Origin of the sequence: Xylophilus sp., assembly GCA_009914555.1 — a bacterium.
Classification (GTDB): domain Bacteria; phylum Pseudomonadota; class Gammaproteobacteria; order Burkholderiales; family Burkholderiaceae_C; genus WNDY01.
Map to the genome: position 1 here is coordinate 38,754 of WNDY01000025.1, position 21,393 is coordinate 60,146.

A 21,393-nucleotide genomic window follows, 5' to 3' on the forward strand; every position below is an offset into this window, starting at 1 on the left:
GGCCAGCGGCCCTTGCGCGGCGGCGTTCGCCGGGTGGCTCAGGCCGGGTAGAGCGCGCCCAGCACGCGCTCCCCGGCCGCGCCGGTGACGCGCGGCAGGTTGCCGGGCTCGCCGCGCAGCCTGCGCCAGGCCAGCCAGGCGAAGGCGGCGGCCTCGACCTGCAGCGGCGGCAGTCCGTGTTCGGTCGATGAGGCCACGCGCAACGCGGGCAGCAGCGCCTGGAGCCGGGCGACCACGTGGTCGTTGCAGGCGCCGCCGCCGCAGACGATCAGCGGACCGGCGCCGACACCGCCCCCCCAGCGCTGGACGGCGTCGGCGCAACTGCGCGCGGTGAACTCGGCCAGCGTGGCCTGCACGTCCACCGGTGCGGCTGCGGCGAACGGCGCGAGCCGGGCATCGAGCCATGCGGGGTTGAACAGGTCGCGGCCGGTGCTCTTGGGCGGGGAGCGCTGGAGAAAGGGCTCCGCCAACAAGGCCAGCAGAAGGAGGAGTATGGGCTTGCCACGGGCACTCCACGCGCCGCTTGCGTCATATCTCCTGCCGGTATGTTGCAGGCACCAGTGATCCAGCAGGGCGTTGCCGGGGCCGCAGTCGAAGCCGGCGACCGAGCCGTCCGCATCCAGCACGCTCAGGTTGGCGATGCCGCCCAGGTTGAGCACCCGCACCGTCTCGCCCTCGCGGCCGAACACGGCGTGGTGGAAGGCCGGCACCAGCGGCGCGCCCTGGCCGCCGGCGGCCACGTCGCGGCTGCGGAAGTCAGCCGCCACCGGGATGCCGGTGCGCTCGGCCAGCAGAGCCGGGTTGTTGAGCTGGAGCGTGTAGCCGGTGCCGTCGAACTCGCCGGGCCGGTGGCGCACGGTCTGGCCGTGGGCGCCGATGGCGCCAATGGCGAAAGGCGGCAGCCCGGTGTGACGGAGCAGGTCCTGCACCACGCCGGCGTAGAGCCCGGCCAGCGCATTGGCTGCGAGGGCGGCGCGATGAAGTTCGTTGCCGCCTGGCGTGTTGAGCGCGAGCAATTCGGCACACAGCGGCGCCGGCATGGCGGCGAACGCATGGGCCTGCACCACGGGCAGGCCGCTGGAGAAATCGACGACGACGCCGTCGACGCCGTCGAGCGAGGTGCCGGACATCAGGCCGATGCAGAGGTCCGCCATTCCGGCGCCCGTCGTGGAAGCAAAAGGCCGATGCGGATTACTCGGCGCTGGCCTGCTGCACCAGCGCGGCGGCCGACAACTGCATGCGCATGCTGGCCGCGAGCTTGTCGAAGGCCGGCCTGGCGGCGGCGGAGATCGGCACCGACCCGCTCTGCCTGGCGATCGTCATCGGGTCCTGCTGCACGCCGCCGACGCGGAACTCGAAGTGCAGGTGCGGGCCGGTGGCCCAGCCGGTGGCGCCGACGTTGCCGATGACGTCACCCTGGGCGACTATCTGGCCCGGGCGCACGCCGATGCGGCTCAGGTGGGCATAGACGGTCACGTGGTTGCTGTCGCGGTGCTTGACGAAGACGACGTTGCCGTAGCCGTTCTGCACGCCCGCGAACTCGACCACGCCGTCGCCCACGGTGCGCACCGGCGTGCCTTCCGGCGCGGCGAAGTCGGTGCCCTTGTGGGCGGTCCAGGTGTGGAGGATCGGGTGGAAGCGCATCGCGAAGCCGCTGCTCACGCGGGTGAAGGCGACCGGCGACGACAGGTAGGCATGGCGCAGGCTCCTGCCGTCCAGGCCGTAATAGGCGCCTTTCTGGCCGGGCTCCTGGAACCACATGGCCTGGAAGGTCTTGTCGCCGTTGGCGAACTCGGCGCTCAGCACGCGGCCGGTGCGCAGCGGCTCGCCGTCGGCTTCGAGCGACTCGTAGACGACCGAGCAGCGGTCGCCGCGCCGCAGCGCGCGGCGGAAGTCGATGTCGGTCGAGAAGATCTCGGCGATCTGGCCGGCCACGGCGTCGGGCAGGTTGGCCTCGTCGGTCGCGGCGAACAGCGACGAGGTGATGGTGCCGCTGGACAGCCGGCTCGTGGCGACGAGCGGCGCGGTCTCGACGCGCGAGGCGAAGCCCGTGCCGTTCCTTTCGATCACCAGACGCTGGAAGTTGCCGCTGTCGTCGGCCGCCCAGCGCGCGGTCAGGCGCTGCAAGGCATGCTCGTCGGTGGTTTCGGCCGAGACGCTGCGGCCGGCGCGGTCCAGCAGCGCCTGGCGGGCCGTGGCGTCGCTGCGCAGGAAGGCCGCGGCCGCGGTATCGGCGATGCCAAGGCGTTGCAGCAGCGAATCCGCGGTGTCGCTGGAACGGGTGACGTCGCTGCGGTACAGGGTGAACGGGACGGCGGGCAGCAGACTGTCGGCGGACTGCTGGTCGGCCAGCGACGTGATCGGCAGCAGGATGCGCTGCACCGGCAGGTCGGACGCGTCGGGCCCGAACTGCGCCACGGCATAGGCGCCTCCGGCGCCGCACAGCAGCATGGCGGCGATGGCCGCGGTGACGCGGCGGGGAAGGTGTTGCACGCCGTGGGCGAGGCGGACGGCAAAGGCTGCGCCAGCGGAGGTCAGACCAAGTGTCAAGGATGTGTTCCCAGGGGAGGAAAGTGTGCCGGACTGTGCGGTATGCGGCGCGACCGCACGACGCGGGACGGGTGGTGGGCGGCTGCGAAAGCAGACCGGAAGCCGCCGACTAGAATGCCTCCCCTGCGCGTTGCCGCGGAAGTATAGCGACGCCCCTGCGGCGGGCATCAGGATAAAACCGCATGAATAAATTAGTTGTTACAGACACGCAGGTCTCGGCTGGTATAGAGCGCGCCCTGCAGATCACGCTGCGCGGAGCCGACGAACTGCTGCCGCAGGACGAATGGACCAGGAAGCTCCAGCGTGCCGAAGCGACCGGCCAGCCGCTGCGCATCAAGTTCGGCATGGACCCGACCGCGCCGGACCTGCACCTGGGCCACACGGTGGTCCTCAACAAGATGCGTCAGCTCCAGGATCTGGGGCATACGGTGGTCCCGCTGATCGGCGACTTCACCACCCTGATCGGCGATCCGTCGGGGCGCAACAGCACGCGCCCGCCGCTCACGCGCGAGCAGATCGAGGCCAATGCGCGGACGTATTTCGACCAGATCCGCCTGGTGATCGACGTCGACAAGGCCGAGGTCCGCTACAACAGCGAATGGAGCGATCCGCTGGGCGCGCGCGGCATGATCGAGCTGGCCGCGCGCTACACGGTGGCTCGCATGATGGAGCGCGACGACTTCCACAAGCGCTTCCACGGCGGCCAGTCGATCAGCGTGCACGAATTCCTCTACCCGCTGATGCAGGGCTACGACTCGGTGGCGCTGAAGTCGGACCTGGAGCTCGGTGGCACCGACCAGAAGTTCAACCTGCTCATGGGGCGCCATCTCCAGCAGGAGTACGGCCAGGAGCCGCAGTGCGTGCTCACCATGCCGCTGCTCGAAGGACTGGACGGCGTGCAGAAGATGTCCAAGAGCAAGGGCAACTACATCGGCATCACCGAGCCGGCCAACACCATGTTCGCCAAGGTGCTGTCGATCTCCGACGAACTCATGTGGCGCTGGTACACGCTGCTGTCGTTCCGCTCGATCGAGGAGATCGAAGCGCTCAAGGCCGAGGTCGCGGCCGGCCGCAACCAGAAGGATGCCAAGGTGGCGCTGGCGCGCGAGCTCACCGCGCGCTTCCACGGCGGCGCGGCGGCCGATGCGGCCGAGCAGGACTTCGCCAACCGCAGCAAGGGCGGCGTGCCCGACGAGATCGCGGAAGTCGCGCTGCCCGGCGCGCCGCTGGGCATCGCCGTGCTGCTCAAGGCCGCGGGGCTCGCGCCGTCGAGTTCGGAGGCCAACCGCCTGATCGACGGCGGCGGCGTGCGGGTGGATTCGGCCGTGGTGTCCGACAAGGGTCTCAAGCTCGCCACCGGCACCTACGTGGTGCAGGTGGGCAAGCGCAAGTTCGCACGGGTGACGCTGGGCTGAGTCAGGACTTGTGCATGCCATGTGCATGGCTTGTGCAATGCCGGCCATGCGCACCAACATCAACCTCGACGCCGCCCTCGTGGGCGAAGCCATGCGCCTGACCGGCGTGCGGACCAAGCGCGAGGCGGTGGACCGCGCCCTGCGCGAACTGGTCTTCGAGGCCGCTGCCGGCCTCTATGCACAGGCGCTGCGCCAGGGCGTCACGATCCGCACGGCGGTGGACTGCCTGGTGGCGCAGCTGGCCATCGAGCACCAGGCCGTGCTGGTGCACAACGACCGCGACTACCTCGCGCTTGCCCGCACCGGGCCGCGGCTGCGCATCTTCCCGGCCGGCGCGCTGCATTGAACCGGAGCTTCAGCCGATGTCGTCGGCGAGGTCCGGGTCCGGCCCTTCGCCGACCCTCTCGCGCGTGATGCGGGCCTGCTCGCGCAGCCAGTCGCAGAAGGCGCGGATCTCCGGCCGCTGGGCGCTGCGCGGACCGACCAGCAGCCAGTAGGCCATCGGTGAGTCGAGCCGGCGCTCGGGCATCGCCTCCACCAGGTCGCCGCGCGCCAGGCTGTCGGCCACCAGCGGCAGCCGCGCCAGCGAGATGCCCTGGCCCGCAAGCACCGCCTGCGCCATCTGGTGCGCGTAGTTGAAATACAGCCAGCGTCGCGGCACCAGCTTCTCCTGCCCCTGCCGCGCGAGCCAGCGCCGCCAGCTCAGGTGTTCCATGAAGGCGCTGCGGTGGGCGTCACCGGCCTCCACCAGGGCGAACTGGGTCACGTCCTCCGGCTGCGACAGCCGCGTGCCGCCCTTGAGCAGCCACGGGCTCGCGACCACGGCCAGTCGCTCGCCGAACAGGCGCTGGGCCGTGGGCGGCACGTTGGCGGGCAGGGCGTAGCGCAGGGCGATGTCCACGTCGGCCGTGTCCAGGTCGCCCGATTGGTCGCTGGCGTCGATGCGGATGTCAATGTCCGGGTGTGCCTGCTGGAATTCCTCCAGCCGCGGGATCAGCCACATCGACGCGAACGAGGCCCAGGTCGTGATGGCCACGCTCTTGCGCCCGGCCGTCTGGCGGATCTGCCGCACCGTGCCGTCGATGCGCTCCAGTGCGGGCGTGACCGCGCGCAGCAGCTGGGCGCCGGCGCTGGTCAGCTCCACCGCGCGGGTATGGCGCAGGAACAGCGGCACGCCGACCTCGTCCTCCAGCGACTGGATCTGGCGGCTCACGGCCGACTGGGTGAGCGCCAGCTGGTCGGCCGCGGCGCGGAAGTTCAGGTGCCGGGCCACGGCCGCGAAGCTGCGCAGCTGGCCCACGCCGATCGGGCGCGTACGCAAATGGGGTTGGTGGTCCATGGCGAAAGATTGACGCGGCGGCGGAATCAACAGCCTAGCGTCATTTCATTGGACGCCTCAGCGGGCCGTGCGGATCATGGCCCTCACACCAACGCCGCCGGAGCCCAGGCCATGACCGCCGTCCCCATTCCCGATCCGCAACAATGCCGGCTCCAGCCGGGGCAGGCGGCCACGCTGCGGGCCATCGCGGCATCGCGCCTGACGGTGATCGAGGGACGGGCATGGATCACCTTCGACGGGCCGCACGGCCTGGGGCCGCAGGCCGGCGGTGATCTGGTACTGACGGCCGGCAGTCCCGGGCTGGACATCACCGCCCGCCAGCGCGTGGTGATGGAACCATACGACGCCGCGCCCGTTCTGGTACGCATTGCCGTGGTGCCGGCCCGCGCCCGCGCCGGCCTGTTGCGCTTGCCGCGCCGCCGTGCGCGGGCCGCAGCGCCTGCGGCCGCGTGCGCACCGCCAATCGTTTCCTGCGAAACGTAAGCGGCGCAGCCTGCGCCAGGCAGCGGCGGTTTTTCTCCGGTCCACGGCCGGGCGCCGCAAAACGCGTCCGATAATCGCCCGTCACGCTTTATCTCAATGAAGACGACGGGACGGATACGACGATGACGGCATTGGATGTGGTGATCATGGCAGCGGGCAAGGGCACGCGGATGAAGAGCAGCCGGCCCAAGGTGCTGCACACGCTGGCCGGCCGTCCGATGGCCGCGCACGTCGTGGCCGCCGCGCGTGCCCTGGAGCCGCGCCGCGTCGTCATCGTGACCGGCCACGGCGCCGCCGGCGTGGAACACGCACTGGGCCGGTTGCCGCGCGACGCCAACGCCCCCGCATTGCAGTTCGTCCGCCAGGAGCCGCAGCTCGGCACCGGGCACGCGGTCCGGCAGGCCGCGCCGCTGCTGGGGCAGGACGGCACGGTGGTCGTGCTCAACGGCGACGTGCCCCTGATCTCCAGCGACGCCATCGCCCGCCTGGCCGCCGCCAGCGGCGGCGCGCGGCTCGCGCTGCTGACCGTGGTGCTCGACGACCCGACGGGCTATGGCCGCATCGTGCGCGACGCCGGCGCCGCCGTGCGCGGCATCGTCGAGCACAAGGATGCGAGCGAAGCGCAGCGCGCCATCCGCGAGGTCTACACCGGCATCATGGCCGCGCCCGCGCGCCACCTGCACGGCTGGCTCGGCCGCATCACCAACGACAACGCCCAGCACGAGTACTACCTGTCCGACGTGGCGGCGCTGGCCGTGGCCGACGGCGTGGAGGTGCTGGGCCTGCCCACGGCCGACGCAGTGCAGGTGACCGGCGTCAACAGCGCGCGCCAGCTGGCCGAACTGGAGCGTGCCTGGCAGCTGCGGCAGGCCCAGGCGCTGATGGACGATTTCGGCACCCGGCTGGCCGACCCGGCGCGGTTCGACCTGCGCGGCACGCTCGACGTGGGGCCGGACGTGGAGATCGACGTCGGCTGCGTGTTCGAAGGCGCGGTGTCGCTGGGCGAGGGCGTGCGCATCGGCGCGCACTGCGTCATCGCCAATGCCGCCATCGCGGCCGGTGCGGTCATCCACCCCTTCACCCACATCGACGGCGGCGCCGCCGGCGGCGTGGCGGTGGGCGAGGGCGCGCTGGTCGGTCCGTTCGCCCGCCTGCGGCCGGGCGCGCTGCTGGGCGCGGAGGTCCACATCGGCAACTTCGTCGAAGTCAAGAACAGCACGCTCGCCGCGGGCGCCAAGGCCAACCATCTGGCCTACCTGGGCGATGCCACCGTGGGCGAGCTGGTCAACTACGGCGCTGGCGCCATCACCGCCAACTACGACGGCGCGAACAAGCACCGCACCGTCATCGAGGCCGACGTGCACGTGGGCAGCAACTGCGTGCTGGTCGCGCCGGTCACGCTCGGCGCGGGCGGCACGGTGGCCGGCGGCTCCACGATCACCAAGGATGCGCCGGCCGGCGCATTGAGCGTGGCGCGCGGCAAGCAGGTCACCATTCCCGACTGGAAGCGGCCGACCACGGCCGCCAAGTCCTGATGGCCGATGACGGCGCGGCCAGCCTGCGCGCCGCGCTGGCCGCGAGCGAGCAACGGCTGGCCGAGCTGCAGGCGGCGCAGGAGGAGTTCCTGCGCGCCGTGTCGCACGACCTGCGCGCGCCGCTGCGCCATGTGACCGCCTGCGGCCAGCTCGCGCGCGAGGTGCTGCAGCCCGAGCCCGGCGCGGCCGCGCAGGAGGCGCTCGGCTACCTGGCGACGGCGGACAGGTCCGCCCGGCAGATGGGCCGCATGATCGACGGCCTGCTCGAACTCTCGCGCATCGCGCGGGCGCGGCTGAATGTGGCGCCGGTGGATGTGCGGGCTGTGGTGGACGAGGTGCGCCTCCAGCTCGAAGCTGCCGAGCCAGCGCGCGCCGTGGTCTGGCAGGTCGATGCGCAGCTGCCGTCGGTGGCGGGCGACGGCGGCTGGCTGCGCGCGCTGTGGACGCATCTGCTGTCCAACGCCTGGAAGTTCAGCCGCCAGCGCACGCCGGCCCACATCGCCGTGACCGCGTCGGTGGCGGCGGGCGAGGCGTCGTTCGAGATCCGCGACGATGGTGCCGGCTTCAATCCGGCGCAGGCCGGCCGGCTGTTCGGCGTGTTCCAGAGGCTGCACCGGGAATCGGAATTCGAGGGCACCGGCACCGGCCTGGCCGCGGCCCAGGCCATCGCCCGGCGCCACGGCGGGCGCATCGCGATCGATGGCGCTCCGCAGCAGGGCTGCGCCGTCCGGCTGGTGCTGCCCGTACGCTGACGGGGGTATGGGTCGCTAGTGTACAGACTGTGCGCGCTACAGGAGGGTAGGCCAGGGGGTATTCAATGCAGCGCCAGCGCGCGCGGTGCGGCGGCGGCCTGCGCCTTGGCTTCGCGGCGCAGTGCGACGGCGTCCGGGCCGCTGGCAAAGGACGCGTGCGCATCGATGCGGAAGACCTTGACCGTCTCGGTCACCGTCTGCGCCTGGCGTTCGAGCGAGCCGGCCGCCGCGGCGATCTGCTCCACCAGCGCCGCGTTTTGCTGGGTGATGGTGTCGAGCTGGTTGACCGCGGCATTGATCTGCGAGATGCCACCGAGCTGCTCGGCCGTGGCGCTGCTGATCTCGCCGATCAGCGCATTGACCTGCTGCACCGTCCGCAGCGCCTCGGACATGGTGTCGCGCGCCGCGCCGGCCAGCGCATGGCCGGCCTCGACCTTGCCGGCCGAATCCTCGATCAGCTTCTTGATCTCGCGCGCGGCGTCGGAGGTGCGCCGCGCCAGCGCCCGCACCTCGCCGGCCACTACGGCGAAGCCGCGACCCTGCTCGCCGGCGCGCGCCGCCTCGATCGCGGCGTTGAGCGCCAGGATATTGGTCTGGAAGGCGATGCTGTCGATCACCTGCGTGATCTCGCCGATGCGCTGCGACGATTCGCGGATGGTCTGCATGGTCTGCGTCACGTCCTGCACCGCATGGCTGCTGCGCTCGGCCACCTCGGTGGCGGTCTGGGCCAGCGTGCTGGCCTGGCGCGCGGTGTCGGCGCTCTGGCGCACTGTGCCGGTCATCTGCTCCATCGACGCCGCCGTCTGCTGCAGGTTGCCGGCCTGCGCCTCGGTGCGCTCCGACAGGTGGTGGTTGCCCTGCGCGATCTCGCGCGTGGCATGGCGCATGACCTCGGCCTCGGTGCGGGCGTCGCGCACGATGGACTGCAGGTTCACATTGAGCTGGTTGAGCGCCTGCGCCAGGTCGCCGGCCAGGTCGGCCCGGCCGCGCTGGAGCTTGTGCGTCAGGTCGCCCGCAGCCATGCGGTTGCTGAAGGCCAGCAGCGACTGCATCGGCGCCACGACGAGCCGCCGCAGGTACCAGCTGGCCAGCAGCGCGGCCAGCACCAGCACGACCATGTCGATGGCCAGCGTGCCCAGGCCGCTGGCCGTGCGCCCGACAGCGACTCCCGCGGCCGCGAGGGCGAAGGACACGAACGCGATCTTGCCGCCCAGGCCGAGCGAGACGGCGCGGCGCATGCGGCTGACCAGGTCGTTGCGGTGCACCTGGCCGGCCTGGAAGCGGTGGACCAGATGGCCGGCTTCTTTCTCGGCGCGCATCCTGGCGTAGAGCGCCTCGGCGGCCTGCGTCTCGGCCCGGCTGGGTTCGGTGCGAACCGACATGAAGCCGACCGGCCGGTCGCCTTCGAGCAGCGGCGTCACGTTGGCCATCACCCAGTAGTAGCCGCCGTCCTTGCGGCGGTTCTTGACCGGCGCCGACCATGGGCGGCCGCTCTGGATCGTCTCCCACATGTCGCGGAAAGCCTCTTCCGGCATGTCGGGGTGGCGGATCATGTTGTGGGGCTGGCCCAGCAGTTCGTCGCGCTCGTAGCCGCTGACGGTCACGAAAGGGGCGTTGCAATAAAGGATGCGGCCTTTGAGATCGGTGGAGGACACCAGCGTCTGGCCTTGGGGGAACGGGAATTCGCGGTCCGTCACAGGCAGATTGACGCGCATCGAAAGGCCTCCATTTCGCTTACTTCTTGATGCAAGTCATCCTACGGGGGTCGCCTGAAATGTCAAAACATTGTTGCGCGAGCCGCGCAGAGGGCGTTTTCAGCCGTGGCGCGACAGGGCCGCGGCTGCCGTTGAGAGATCCATGCGGGGCGCGAACTTGGCCCGCTTGACCGCGAAGAACGCCTTGACGTTGCGCACGTTGGCGTCGCCGGTGAAGAGGCGCTGGGCCAGCGCCAGGTAGGCCGGCATGTCGGCGATCTGCACCACCAGCACGAAGTCCGGCCCGGGCGATACCCGCCAGCACTGCTGCACGGCGGCGTCGGCCACAGCGCGCACCTCGAAGGCATCGAGCCGCTGCGCGTCCTGGCGGTCGAGCGTCACCTCGACGATGGCCGCGAGCCCGTGGCCGACCAGGGGTGACAGCGCGTCCGGGCTGAGCACCGCGATCTGCCGTTCGATCAGCCCGGCCTCGCGCAGGCGCCGCACCCGGCGCAGGCAGGTCGGCGGCGAGATGTGGACCCGCTCGGCCAGCGCCTGGTTGCTGATGGATGCATCGGCCTGCAGGCAGTCGAGCAGGCGGACATCGGTCAGATCGAGATGTATGGATTTCTTTTCCGAAGCCATCCAGAAATTTTATTTCTCGACAGAATTTGACTGCAACAGGATTGCTAAAAGCTGCTTATTTCGATCGGAAATTCAATCGCGAACTGCCTACTATCGCCCGATCTCTTGGAGGTACTCCAGCATGTGCGGCATCGTCGGCGCGGTTTCCACCCGCAATATCGTTCCCATCCTCGTCCAGGGCCTGCAGCGGCTCGAATACCGCGGCTATGACTCCTGCGGCGTCGCGGTGCATGCCGGCGGCGGACTGAAGCGCGCGCGCAGCACGGCCCGCGTGGCCGAGCTGCTCACGCAGATCGAGACCGACCATGTCGAGGGCACGACCGGCATCGCCCACACCCGCTGGGCCACCCACGGCGCGCCGGCGGTGCACAACGCCCATCCGCACTTCAGCGACGGCCCCGGCGAGGCCGGCAACCGCGCGCCGCGGGTGGCCCTGGTGCACAACGGCATCATCGAGAACCACGACGAGCTGCGCCTGTCGCTGGAGCGCCGCGGCTATGTGTTCGAGAGCCAGACCGACACCGAGGTCATCGCCCACCTGGTCGACAGCCTGTACGACGGCGACCTGTTCGACGCCCTGCGCGCCGCCGTTGCCCAGCTGCGCGGCGCCTATGCCATCGCCGTTTTCCACAAGGACGAGCCGCACCGCGTCGTCGGCGCGCGCGCCGGCTCGCCGCTGATCCTGGGCGTGGGTGCCGAGGGCGGCGAGCTCTTCCTGGCCAGCGATGCGATGGCCCTGGCCGGCGTGACCGACCAGATCGTCTACCTCGAAGAAGGCGACGTGGTCGACCTGCAGCTCGGCCGCTACTGGATCGTCGATGCCGATGGTCAGCGCCCCGAAGTGTTCGCGCGCCCGGTGCGCACCGTGGTCGCCCACAGCGGCGCGGTGGAGTTGGGCCCGTACCGCCACTACATGCAAAAGGAGATCTTCGAGCAGCCGCGCGCCATTGCCGACACGCTCGAAGGCGTGGAGGGCATCGTGCCCGAGCTGTTCGGCAATGCCGCCGCGCGCACCTTCGCGGCGATCGACAGCGTACTCATCCTGGCCTGCGGCACCAGCTACTACAGCGGCTGCGTGGCCAAGTACTGGCTCGAAGGGCTGGCCGGCATTCCCACGCAGGTGGAGGTGGCGAGCGAATACCGCTACCGCAGCTCGGTGCCCAACCCCCGCTCGCTGGTCGTCACCATCAGCCAGTCCGGCGAAACGGCCGACACCCTGGCCGCGCTGCGCCATGCGCAGAGCCTGGGCATGCGCCACACGCTGACCGTCTGCAACGTCGCCACCAGCGCCATGGTGCGCGAATGCGCGCTGGCCTACGTGACCCGCGCCGGCGTGGAGATCGGCGTGGCCTCCACCAAGGCCTTCACCACGCAGCTCGCCGGGCTCTTTCTGCTCACGCTGGCACTGGCCCAGGCCAAGGGCCGGCTCACGGCCGAGCAGGAGGCGCTGCACCTGAAGAGCATGCGCCACCTGCCGCTCGCGCTGCAGGCGGTGCTGGCGCTGGAGCCGCAGGTCATCAGCTGGGCCGAGGACTTCGCCCGCATGGACAACGCGCTGTTCCTCGGCCGCGGCCTGCACTACCCGATCGCGCTCGAAGGCGCGCTCAAGCTCAAGGAGATCAGCTACATCCATGCCGAGGCCTATCCGGCCGGCGAACTCAAGCACGGCCCGCTCGCGCTGGTGACGAGCGCCATGCCGGTGGTGACGGTGGCGCCCAACGACACACTGCTGGAAAAGCTCAAGAGCAACATCCAGGAGGTGCGCGCCCGCGCCGGCGTGCTCTACGTGCTGGCCGATGCCAACACCCGCATCGACAGCAGCGACGGCATCCACGTCATCCGCATGCCCGAGCACTACGGCGCGCTGTCGCCGCTGCTGCACGTGGTGCCGCTGCAGCTGCTGGCCTACCACACGGCGGTGGCGCGCGGCACCGACGTGGACAAGCCCAGAAACCTCGCCAAGAGTGTGACGGTCGAATGACCGGCACGCGCTTGCCTTGTCGGCGCCGCCCCGCATCGCGCCGGCATCCAGGGATTCGCTATCGAGCTTCCGTCAGCTGGTAGCCCCTGAGTTGCTCGCGCAGTGTCGTCTTGAGCATCTTTCCGGTAGGCCCAAGCGGGATCGCCTCGACGAACACCACATCGTCCGGAATCTGCCATTTCGCGGCCTTGCCATCGTAGAACTTCAGCAGTTCGTCCCGCGTGACCTCGCTGCCCGGCTTTCTTGCCACCACGATGACCGGCCGCTCGCCCCATCTGGGATGGAACACGCCGACGCAGGCAGCCATGGCGACCGCGGGATGCGACAAGGCGATGTTCTCGATGTCGATCGAACTGATCCATTCGCCACCGGACTTGATCACGTCCTTGCTGCGGTCGGTGATCTGCAGGTAGCCGTCGGCATCGATGGTGGCGACGTCGCCGGTCGGAAACCAGCCCCGGCGCTGTGCGTCGGGTACCAGCGGATCGCCGTCCTCACCCTTGAAATACGCTTTGACAACCCACGGCCCCTTGACCAGCAGGTTGCCGGCCGCCTTGCCGTCCCACGGGAGTTCCTCGCCGCCGCTGCCGACAATCTTCATGTCGACGCCGAAAAGGGCCCGGCCCTGCTTCAGGCGGATCGCGGCCTGTTCGCCGCGCGGCAGCGAGAGATGCTTCCGCTTGAGCGTGCACAGCGTTCCGAGCGGACTCACCTCCGTCATGCCCCATGCATGGAGCACCTCGACCCCGTAGCGCTCCCGGAATGCGTCGATCATGGCCGGCGGGCAGGCCGAGCCGCCGATCACCGTGCGGCCGAGCGTCGAGAAACGGAGGTCGTTGGCCTGCATGTGGCCGAGCATCGTCTGCCAGACCGTCGGCACGCCGGCCGCGAAGGTCACGCCCTCCGTCTCGATCAATTCGAAAATCGACTTCCCGTCCATCGCCGCACCCGGGAGCACGAGCTTGGCGCCCACCATCGCGGCCGAGTACGGAAGGCCCCAGGCGTTGACGTGGAACATGGGCACCACGGGCAGGACCGCGTCGCGCGCCGACAGGTTCATCGCGTCGGGCAGCGCCGCTGCACAGGCGTGCAGCACGGTAGAGCGGTGGCTGTAGAGCACTGCCTTCGGATGGCCCGTGGTACCGCTCGTGTAGCACATGCCGCAGGCGGAGTTTTCGTCGAAGTCCGGCCATGCGTACCGGCCCGGCTGCGCACCGATCCAATGCTCGTAGCTGACCAGGTTGGGTATGCCGCTGCCGGCCGGCAGACGGTCCGCATCGCACAGGGCGACCCACTTCTCGACGGTCGGGCAACTGGCATGCATGGCCTGCACCGCAGGCAGGAAGGTCAGATCGAAGCAGAGAACCTGGTCTTCGGCGTGATTCACGATCCAGGCGATCTGGTCGGCATGCAGGCGCGGATTGAGGGTGTGCAGCACCCGGCCCGAGCCCGATACGCCGTAGTACAGCTCCAGATGGCGATATCCGTTCCAGGCGAGCGTGGCGACACGTCCGGAGAACGGCAGCCCCTGGGCGTCGAGTGCCCGGGCCACCTGGCGGGCCCGGCCGGCACAGTCCGCCCAGGTGTAGCGGTGCAGGTCGCCCTCCACCCGGCGCGAGACGATGTCGGCGTCGCCGTGATGGCGTTCGACATGCGCCAGCAGCGAAGAGATGAGCAGCGGGACGCTCTGCATCAGGCCTTGCATGACCGTCCTCACTTGCTCTTGCTCAGGCCGCTGCTGCGAACGACGGCGGTCCAGCGCTCGTGCTCGCCGCGGACGAACCTGTCGGTCTCCGCCTGCGACAGGCTCAGAGGCAGGCTGCCGTCGGCGATGATGCGCGAGATCACGGCCGGCTGCGCCAGAGCCTTCTGCACTTCCCTGTTCCAGCGCGACACCACCGCCGGCGAGGTGCCCGCGGGCGCAACCAGGACTTTCCATTCCGCGGCGTGGAAGCCGGGATAGCCGGATTCCGCGACCGTCGGCACGTCGGGTAGAAGCGGCAGCCGCTTGGCGGAAGTCACGGCCAGCGCCCGCAGGCGCCCGCCCTTGATTAGGGGCAATGCGCCAGGTGGGACCGCAAACATGCAGTCGACCTGGCCGCCTGCCACGTCCTGCAGCGCGGGCGCCGAGCCCTTGTAGGGGCTGGACTGGAACCTGGCGCCGACCAGGCTGCCGAACATCTCGCCGACCATCTGGCCCACCGTGCCGTCGCCAGCGGTCGCCAGGGTGAGTTGCCTGCCCTTGTGCACAGCGACCAGATCGGCCAGCGAGCGGAATTTCGACTCGGCGTGCACTACCAGGACGAGCGGCTGCTCGGCCACGGTGGCGATAGGTACCAGGTCCCGCAACGGCTGGTAGGGAAGGCTGCGGAACAGCGCCGGATTGATCGCCAGCGTGGCGGTCTGGCCCATGCCGAGCGTGTAGCCGTCTGGCTTGGCCTTGGCCACGGTATCGGTGCCGATGATGCCGTTCGCGCCAGGCTTGTTGTCCACCAGGACCGTCCACTGCGCATCGGCGCCGACGGTGGAGCCGATGATGCGGGCCATCAGGTCGGTGCCGCCGCCCGCGGGCGCTGCCACGACGATGCGCACCGGCTGCTGGGGGTAGCCATCCTGTGCGGCTGCCGGCAGGTCGCGGACCAGCAGGAGTGCTGCCCCGAGCATGCATGCTCTGGAAAATCTCATGATTTTGTCTCCTTGTCCATCATGTCCAGCCAGATCCACGGGCGCCTTCGGCGGTCCGCTTCCTGAAACGCGGCGATCTGCGCCCGGCGGCGCAACGTGAGCCCGATCGCATCCATGCCGGCCAGCATCATCTGCCGTTCGCTGGCGGGCACCTGCAAAGGCCACTGCCTGCCGTCCGATGCTTCCAGACGGTCGTGCTCCAGGTCGGCCGCCAGTTGCAGCCGGCCCGTTTCGGCCTCGCGTGCCAGCGCTTCGATCTCGGGCCGCGGCAGCGCGACAGGCAGCAAACCGTTGCGGTAGCAGTTGTTCGCGAAGATCGCGCCAAAGCTCGGTGCCACGATGACGCGCAAGCCGAACTGCCGCAGCGCCCAGGCTGCCTGCTCGCGGGAAGACCCGCTGCCGAAGTTGGCACCCGCAATCAGGAAGGCCGCTTGCCGGAACGGCTCGCGATTGAGCACGAAATCGGGGTTCTCCCGTCGCGTGCCGTCGTGCGCAGGGAGATAGCGCCAGGGCGCAAGCAGTTTTTCGCCATAGCCTTCCTTGCCGGGAGTGGTCATCTCGCGCGAAGGGATGAGCAGATCCGTGTCGATGTTGTCGCGCAGCAGCGGCGCGGCCACGCCCTGGACGCGGGTGAACTGTTCCATATCCCTGTCCCTCAGGCCAGCAGCGGCCGCGGGTCGGCGATGCGGCCCGCGAGCGCCGAGGCCGCGACGACCAACGGACTGGCCAGGTGCGTGCGAACCCCGGGGCCCTGGCGGCCTTCGAAGTTGCGGTTCGTACTGGAGACCACCCGGCGCGCAGGATGGCCGGGGCGGTCGAAGCTGTCGCCGCCGACGTAGAAGCACAGGGAACAGCCGCTCTCGCGCCATTCGAAGCCCGCCGCCCGGAAGACCGCATCCAGGCCTTCGGCCTCGGCCGCCTGCTTCACGGCGGTGGAGCCCGGCACCACGATGGCTGTGACGTTCGGCGCGACCCGCCGTCCCTTGACGAGCTTCGCCGCGGCTCGCAGGTCCGGCAGACGGCTGTTGGTGCAGGAGCCGATACACGCGGCATCGATGGGAACCTCGCTCAGGATCTGTCCCGGCAGAAGATCCATGTAGGCCAGGGCTCGCTCGACGTCCGCGGAGGCTGGCTGCGGTACGGCATCGCCAATGGCCGCCGTCTGCCCCGGATTCGTGCCCCAGGTGATCTGGGGCGCAAGCGTGTTGCAGTCGATCTGCAGTTCCCGGTCCCATGGCGCGCCCTCGTCGGAGGCCAGCGTGCGCCAGTGCGCGACCGCAGCCTCCCATTGCGCGCCGCGCGGCGCATGGGGCCGCGCGCGGAGCCAGCCGAAAGTGGTCTCGTCCGGTGCCACCACGGCCGTCCATGCGCCGAATTCGACGGCCATGTTGCACAGCGTCAACCGTCCTTCGACGTCGAGTGCGCGCACGGCTTCGCCGCAGAACTCGATGGCATGTCCTGCGCCGCCGGTCACCCCGTGGCGGCCAATCAGCGCCAGCGCCATGTCCTTGGCCGTCACGCCGGCGGCCAGCCGTCCGGTGAACTCCACCCGCATGGTCCGCGGCCTGGCCCGGATGAGGGTCTGGGTCGCCGCAGCGTGCTCGCCTTCGCTGGTACCGATGCCCCAGGCCAGGGCTCCGATCCCGCCGACCGTGCAGGTGTGGCTGTCGCAGCACACCAGCGTAGCGCCCGGCAACGCGATCCCCTGCTCCGGAGATACCACGTGCGAAATGCCCTGCCGCGGGTCGCCCAGGTCGAACAGCCTGATCCCGGCATCGTGCGCACCCTGGCGGAACGCCTGGATGAAGCCGCGCCCGCCCTTGAACAGCGTGTCGTCGCCGCGGCCGGGGTGCGTGTCGACGATATGGTCCATCGTGCCGCACATGAGCGCAGGATTCGCCACGCTGCGCCCGGCATCCCGCAGCGGGCCGAACACCGCCGGCCCCGCACGGTCGTGCAGCACGATCCGGTCGATGTGCAGCAGGCTCTGGCCGTCGTCCAGATCGGCGACTACGTGCTGGTCCCAGAGCTTCTCGACGATGTTGCGCGGACGGTCAACCACGGACGTCCTCCGCAGAAGCGCGCAAACCCGTCAGAAAGCGCTGCTCCAGCGCAAAGACAGTCTCGAAACCGGCCAGCCGCTTGAGTGTGCCGAAGTCGGCGAGCCTGGTGCCCGGGCCGCCTGCATAGCCGTTGGCCCGCACCGAGGCCAGGGCGTCCTGCATGGCCTGGATGCCGGCCATGAGCAGCGTACCGGGCAGGCTGACACGCGCGATGCCCATCTCCTGCATCTCGGCGAAAGTGAACCGTTCGGGCGACTTGCCGCCTTCCACCACGTTGATGGCAACCGGTCCGCGGATGCGGCGCACTGCCTCGCGCGCCAGATCCTTGTCGGTCAGGCCGTCGACGAACACCATGGTGGCGCCGGCATCCAGATAGGCATTTCCGCGGCGCACGACATCCTCGATGCCGCCCAGCGCGAGCGCATCGGTGCGGGCGTTGATGACGAAGTCCGGGTCCTGCCGGGCCTCGGCGCAGGCCCGGATCTTGGCCACTGCTTCGTCCAAGGGCACGACGCACTTGCCATCGAGGTGCCCGCAGCGCTTGGGCGCCACCTGGTCCTCGATGTTGATGCCGGCGCAGCCGATGCGCTCGAACGCCTGCACGGCGTACCAGGCATTCACGGCGTTGCCGAATCCGGTGTCGCCGTCTGCCATGACCGGCACGTCCACGGCATCCACGATCGGCTTGGTCGCGGCGAGCATGTCGGAGAAGGACAGGAAGCTGTAATCGGGCAGACCCAGGCGCGAGGCCGACATGCCGAAGCCGGAGCACTGGATCGCTGCGAACCCGGCTTCGGCGATGACGCGCGCGGATATCGGGTCATAGGCGCCGGGCATCACGAGGAGTTCGGGCGCGAGGATCAGCCGGCGCAGTTGCGCAGTCTTTTTCAATGGGAGAGTCACGTTGGCATTTCTTCAGAAGGTGGAAGGGATGGAGGGGGATATCTGCTTCTTGGGGAGAAAACGGCACCTACGTGGCCGAAGCGGAGGGAAGCAGGATCAGAAGTTGTGGCGGACGCCGAGCACGAACGCCGTCGAATTGCGGTTGTCCACCGTCCCGAAATTGCTTCCGGCTGTGGTGCCGCCTGTGAACGTACGGCTCGACCGGCCGCGGTTCTGGATGCGCCCGGCGTCCGTATAGAGCGCGGTGCGCTTCGACAGGTGGTAGACGTATCCGAGCGCGAACTGCCGGGCGCCGTCCTGGTCGCGCAGGCCTGGTGCCGTCCCGCCGCGCATCGCGGAACGCTGGTAGGTCGCGCGGAACTCGCCCGGGCCTGCCGGTACCTTGGCGCCCAGCACCCAGAGCTTCTGGGAGCGCGAGGGCAGGCCTGCGGGCGTGAAGTCCGCCTGGTGGTAGAGGACCAGCAGCTTGACCGCCGGGGTGCCGTAGGAGGCGCCTGCGTTCCACACGCGAAAATCGCTGTCGTTCGGAATCCGTGTGCGGCCGTAGGCCCCCGCCATGTCGAGCGCACCGCTCCGCCATCCGATGCGCGCGCCGACATAGCGGTTGTTGCCGTTGCTCGTGTTGCTGCCTTCTCCCGCGGCGGCCATGGCCGTCCCGTAGATGCCGTATGCATTGCGCGGCAGGAAGTAGCCGACCGAGTTGTCGGCGCGGGCCAGCGTTCCGGCGCCGCTGCCCAGGGTGCCGACCGCGGTGGGCGATCCTCCTCCCAGCAGGTTGGCCTCGCCGGCGAATCCGGTGGATCCATAGGCGTCGAATGCCGAGAGATTGGAGAACGTGGGCGTGTAGTCCCGCCCGAGCCTGACCTCGCCCGCGGCGCCGCTCAGGCCCAGCGTCGCGCGGCGGTCGAAGAACTTCGAGGTCGCCATGGCGCCGTTGCCGGCCGCAGCGCTGTTCGATGAGCCGGCCGTCCCCGTGTCGGCGCCGATAGCCGATTCGAGCCAGAAGCCGGCCTTGATGCCGCCGCCGAGATCCTCGGTGCCGCGCAGGCCCCAGCGGCTGGTGGACAGGCCGTTGCCCGTGAGCGAGGCGACCGTGCCGCCGTCGCCGTTCTTCACCGCGCGTACGCCGAGGTCGATGACGCCGAACAACGCCACGGACGATTGCGCCGATGCGGCGCCGATGCAGGCGCCGAGAAGCGAGCCTATCGAAATGGATTTCTTCATCTCTGTCTCCGTCTTGAATATCGTTGACCGCCTGTCCGCACCGCAGGCTTCGAGGCAGGAGAATAGAGATGCTCTTCTTCAAGAAAAAGCGATATCTGTTTGCGCGAAACGTTAGAGAATTTGGCGATTAAGCGCACGACCCGTACCAGGAGACATCATGAAATTTGGAACCCTGCCCACCTTGCAGGCGGTCGTCCGCCGAGGCAACTTCGCCGCCGCGGCCAACGAACTGGGACTCACGGCCAGCGCCGTGAGCCAGCAGATGCGGCAGCTGGAAGACTATTTCGGCCAGCCGCTCTTCGATCGCTCGGGGCGTGCGGTGAAACCGACGGGGTTTGCGCTGGAAGTGGTCGCAACGGTCGAGGGTGCGCTGTCGGGACTTCAGGCGTTGCGCGACCGCAGCCGGCCAGGAACGAGCGGGCGGGTGCGGCTCGGCGTCATCAACAGCGTGCAGTTGTCCACGCTGCCTGCCATCCTGCGGGTGGCGGCGCGCCGCTATCCCACGCTACAGATCGCACTGGAGCCGCAGAACACGTCGGAGAAGCTGCTGGAATCGCTGAAGGCAGGCGACATCGACGCTGCGGTGGTCGTGCGGCAGCGTGCCATCGCTTCGCGCAAGCTGGTCTGGAATGCGCTGGCCGAGGAGCCGTTCGTGCTGGTGTATCCGCGCGGGCACCAGGGCCCGAACTCTGTGCGCAGGATCGTTCGGGCGCTGCCGTGGGTGCGCTACAACACGGCGCTGGAGGGCGGGCGGATCGCCTCCTCGTTCATCAGGCACATCGCGCCGGGGCTGCAGCCGCGGTATGAGGTGATGACCACCGATGCCGTGATCGCGATGGTGGCGGAAGATCTCGGCTTCTCGGTCATCCCGCAACCGCGGCGGGCGATCCTGGACGCTTTGCCCGTGACGCTGGTGCGCCTGGGACGGCAGGTGCCCCCGCGGCAGATCCTGCTGGCGCGCCGGGCCGCGGATGGCGAGAACCGGCGCATCGACGCGCTCCTGGCCTGCATGCGCGAGGTGTATTCGCAGGCCGAAGAGGTCTGAGAGCGTTCGCGGGCGCTTCTCGTTCCGTTGCCGGCGGTCTCAGGCGAACGGCGGCAGCGAGAATTCCTGCAGGTGGCCGGAGGGATTGCGGTCCCGGCCAGGATCGGCCGGCAAATCCACGTCGAACTGCCGCTTCAGCACATCCGCGATCAACTCGTAGCAGGAGCCTATCCGGATCACCGACATGTCGATGAAATTGATGATGGTGGAAGACCGGCCGTACACGTGGTAGCGGCGCAGGCCCCAGTCGACCTCGATATCGGCGATGGCACGGATCTCCGGCTGCACGTCTTCCAGCCGGAACTTGGTGCCTGTGCCGGTCATGTTGGCGGAGGATCCGAACACGGGGTGCAATGCCTCGCGGCTCAGGCGGCCGATCGCGGTGTGCAGCGGCCCTCCATTCAGCAGCATGCCAATCGTCCCGTGGGCCGTGCTCGCCTTGAAGGTGTCTGGATCGATCCTGTCCAGCAGCGGGTGGCCAGGCCGGATCGGCGCCACCACGCCCATCGGAAGGTCGTGGTCCACCGTGACGCAGTCGACCATGTCCTGCTTGCGCGGTTCGAGATCGTGGATCTCGCGCTGGCCGATGTCGTCGGTGATCAGGGCGTGGCGCTTGTGCCTGCCGCGCTGCTTGGTGCGAAAGACCTTGTCGACGGCTTCGGGCGAGCCGCCCCAGATGCCGTAGCCGACGGTGTTCGGGCAGATGGCTGTCCCACCGGCCGAGAGCACCTCCCACACCCGATGAATGGTGCTGTCGATGTGGAGACGGCTGCTGGGCAGCAGGGTGAATTGCGCGGCCATGGATGTCTTTCCGGTCGAGTTGATGACGTCCGAAGCATAGGAAGACGGCAGCTCGGCCAAAAGCGATATTCATTGGCGATGCACATTAGAAAATAAGAGCGGCTAACAAAACTCAGGAAGAAGTCGTAGGCAAATGATCGAGCAGGCAAGCGACAGCCATGCCAGATGGATGTCGATTCGACGTTCGAATCGGATGCGCAGCTTGCCCATACCTGCGAACCAAGCGTGAGTGCGTTCCACGACCCAGCGATGGCGCCCCAGGCGGTCGTTGCGCTCGA

Annotated in this window: 20 protein-coding genes; 7 read left to right on the plus strand and 13 right to left on the minus strand. The window is 69.2% G+C overall.

Annotation, left to right across the window (positions count from 1 at the left end; all coding sequences use genetic code 11):
- Positions 1 to 38: 38 nt before the first annotated feature.
- Both GAK38_RS12595 and GAK38_RS12600 read right to left on the minus strand, forming a co-directional pair.
- Complete coding sequence (locus tag GAK38_RS12595; protein ID WP_325344607.1) at positions 39 to 1,154, minus strand: anhydro-N-acetylmuramic acid kinase; 1,116 nt, start codon at positions 1,152 to 1,154, stop codon at positions 39 to 41.
- 37 nt (positions 1,155 to 1,191) lie between these two features.
- Positions 1,192 to 2,550, minus strand: coding sequence for a peptidoglycan DD-metalloendopeptidase family protein (locus tag GAK38_RS12600; protein WP_443089210.1), 1,359 nt, complete (start codon positions 2,548 to 2,550; stop codon positions 1,192 to 1,194).
- Between the two features lie 182 nt (positions 2,551 to 2,732).
- On the opposite strand from GAK38_RS12600, the gene tyrS reads away from it, so the two are divergent.
- The gene (gene tyrS, locus GAK38_RS12605) at positions 2,733 to 3,965 is read left to right on the plus strand and encodes a tyrosine--tRNA ligase (protein WP_325344609.1); all 1,233 of its coding nucleotides are present in this window, start codon (positions 2,733 to 2,735) and stop codon (positions 3,963 to 3,965) included.
- A gap of 46 nt (positions 3,966 to 4,011) precedes the next feature.
- Positions 4,012 to 4,311, plus strand: a complete 300-nt coding sequence (locus GAK38_RS12610; protein ID WP_325344610.1) for a type II toxin-antitoxin system VapB family antitoxin — start codon at positions 4,012 to 4,014, stop codon at positions 4,309 to 4,311.
- A gap of 9 nt (positions 4,312 to 4,320) precedes the next feature.
- Here the strand turns inward: GAK38_RS12610 and GAK38_RS12615 are convergent, their stop codons facing one another.
- A complete protein-coding gene (locus tag GAK38_RS12615; RefSeq protein ID WP_325344612.1) occupies positions 4,321 to 5,304 on the minus strand; it encodes a LysR substrate-binding domain-containing protein in 984 nt (327 codons plus the stop codon).
- Positions 5,305 to 5,415: 111 nt separating this feature from the next.
- On the opposite strand from GAK38_RS12615, the gene GAK38_RS12620 reads away from it, so the two are divergent.
- From GAK38_RS12620 to GAK38_RS12630, 3 genes are all read left to right on the plus strand, one after another.
- Entirely contained in the window at positions 5,416 to 5,787 is a 372-nt protein-coding gene (locus tag GAK38_RS12620; protein WP_325344613.1) for a DUF2917 domain-containing protein, read from the plus strand.
- A 122-nt stretch (positions 5,788 to 5,909) separates the two neighbouring features.
- Positions 5,910 to 7,322, plus strand: coding sequence for a bifunctional UDP-N-acetylglucosamine diphosphorylase/glucosamine-1-phosphate N-acetyltransferase GlmU (glmU, locus tag GAK38_RS12625; protein WP_325344615.1), 1,413 nt, complete (start codon positions 5,910 to 5,912; stop codon positions 7,320 to 7,322).
- Positions 7,322 to 8,074, plus strand: a complete 753-nt coding sequence (locus GAK38_RS12630) for a sensor histidine kinase (protein ID WP_325344616.1) — start codon at positions 7,322 to 7,324, stop codon at positions 8,072 to 8,074. The genes glmU and GAK38_RS12630 overlap by 1 nt, the downstream gene beginning before the upstream one ends.
- A 62-nt stretch (positions 8,075 to 8,136) precedes the next feature.
- On the opposite strand, the gene GAK38_RS12635 is transcribed toward GAK38_RS12630, so the two are convergent.
- The gene (locus GAK38_RS12635) at positions 8,137 to 9,789 is read right to left on the minus strand and encodes a methyl-accepting chemotaxis protein (RefSeq protein WP_325344617.1); all 1,653 of its coding nucleotides are present in this window, start codon (positions 9,787 to 9,789) and stop codon (positions 8,137 to 8,139) included.
- A gap of 99 nt (positions 9,790 to 9,888) precedes the next feature.
- A complete protein-coding gene (locus GAK38_RS12640; protein WP_325344619.1) occupies positions 9,889 to 10,413 on the minus strand; it encodes an Lrp/AsnC family transcriptional regulator in 525 nt (174 codons plus the stop codon).
- A gap of 121 nt (positions 10,414 to 10,534) precedes the next feature.
- Between GAK38_RS12640 and glmS the strand changes: the two genes are divergently transcribed.
- Complete coding sequence (glmS, locus tag GAK38_RS12645; protein WP_325344621.1) at positions 10,535 to 12,394, plus strand: glutamine--fructose-6-phosphate transaminase (isomerizing); 1,860 nt, start codon at positions 10,535 to 10,537, stop codon at positions 12,392 to 12,394.
- 58 nt (positions 12,395 to 12,452) lie between these two features.
- Here glmS and GAK38_RS12650 read toward each other — a convergent pair whose 3' ends face one another.
- The 6 genes from GAK38_RS12650 to GAK38_RS12675 all read right to left on the minus strand — a co-directional run bounded on the left by GAK38_RS12650 (position 12,453) and on the right by GAK38_RS12675 (position 19,269).
- Positions 12,453 to 14,099, minus strand: coding sequence for a 3-(methylthio)propionyl-CoA ligase (locus GAK38_RS12650; RefSeq protein WP_325344623.1), 1,647 nt, complete (start codon positions 14,097 to 14,099; stop codon positions 12,453 to 12,455).
- Between the two features lie 8 nt (positions 14,100 to 14,107).
- Positions 14,108 to 15,079: a Bug family tripartite tricarboxylate transporter substrate binding protein gene (locus GAK38_RS12655; RefSeq protein ID WP_325344624.1), complete on the minus strand. Its 972-nt coding sequence runs from the start codon at positions 15,077 to 15,079 to the stop codon at positions 14,108 to 14,110.
- Positions 15,076 to 15,723, minus strand: a complete 648-nt coding sequence (leuD, locus tag GAK38_RS12660; RefSeq protein WP_325344626.1) for a 3-isopropylmalate dehydratase small subunit — start codon at positions 15,721 to 15,723, stop codon at positions 15,076 to 15,078. Before leuD ends, GAK38_RS12655 begins: the two co-directional genes overlap by 4 nt.
- Positions 15,724 to 15,734: 11 nt before the next feature.
- Positions 15,735 to 17,141, minus strand: coding sequence for a 3-isopropylmalate dehydratase large subunit (locus tag GAK38_RS12665; protein WP_325344628.1), 1,407 nt, complete (start codon positions 17,139 to 17,141; stop codon positions 15,735 to 15,737).
- Positions 17,134 to 18,045: an isocitrate lyase/PEP mutase family protein gene (locus tag GAK38_RS12670; protein ID WP_325344630.1), complete on the minus strand. Its 912-nt coding sequence runs from the start codon at positions 18,043 to 18,045 to the stop codon at positions 17,134 to 17,136. Before GAK38_RS12670 ends, GAK38_RS12665 begins: the two co-directional genes overlap by 8 nt.
- A 96-nt stretch (positions 18,046 to 18,141) precedes the next feature.
- Positions 18,142 to 19,269, minus strand: coding sequence for a porin (locus GAK38_RS12675; protein WP_325344632.1), 1,128 nt, complete (start codon positions 19,267 to 19,269; stop codon positions 18,142 to 18,144).
- A gap of 157 nt (positions 19,270 to 19,426) precedes the next feature.
- Here GAK38_RS12675 and GAK38_RS12680 point away from each other — a divergent pair, with 157 nt between their 5' ends.
- The gene (locus tag GAK38_RS12680; protein WP_325344634.1) at positions 19,427 to 20,314 is read left to right on the plus strand and encodes a LysR family transcriptional regulator; all 888 of its coding nucleotides are present in this window, start codon (positions 19,427 to 19,429) and stop codon (positions 20,312 to 20,314) included.
- A 39-nt stretch (positions 20,315 to 20,353) separates the two neighbouring features.
- Here GAK38_RS12680 and GAK38_RS12685 read toward each other — a convergent pair whose 3' ends face one another.
- Positions 20,354 to 21,175 (minus strand): Sua5/YciO/YrdC/YwlC family protein, encoded by an 822-nt coding sequence (locus GAK38_RS12685; protein WP_325344636.1) that lies wholly within the window; start codon positions 21,173 to 21,175, stop codon positions 20,354 to 20,356.
- A 42-nt stretch (positions 21,176 to 21,217) separates the two neighbouring features.
- Positions 21,218 to 21,393: transposase (locus tag GAK38_RS12690; protein ID WP_325344644.1), on the minus strand; the 176-nt coding region annotated here is incomplete at its 5' end.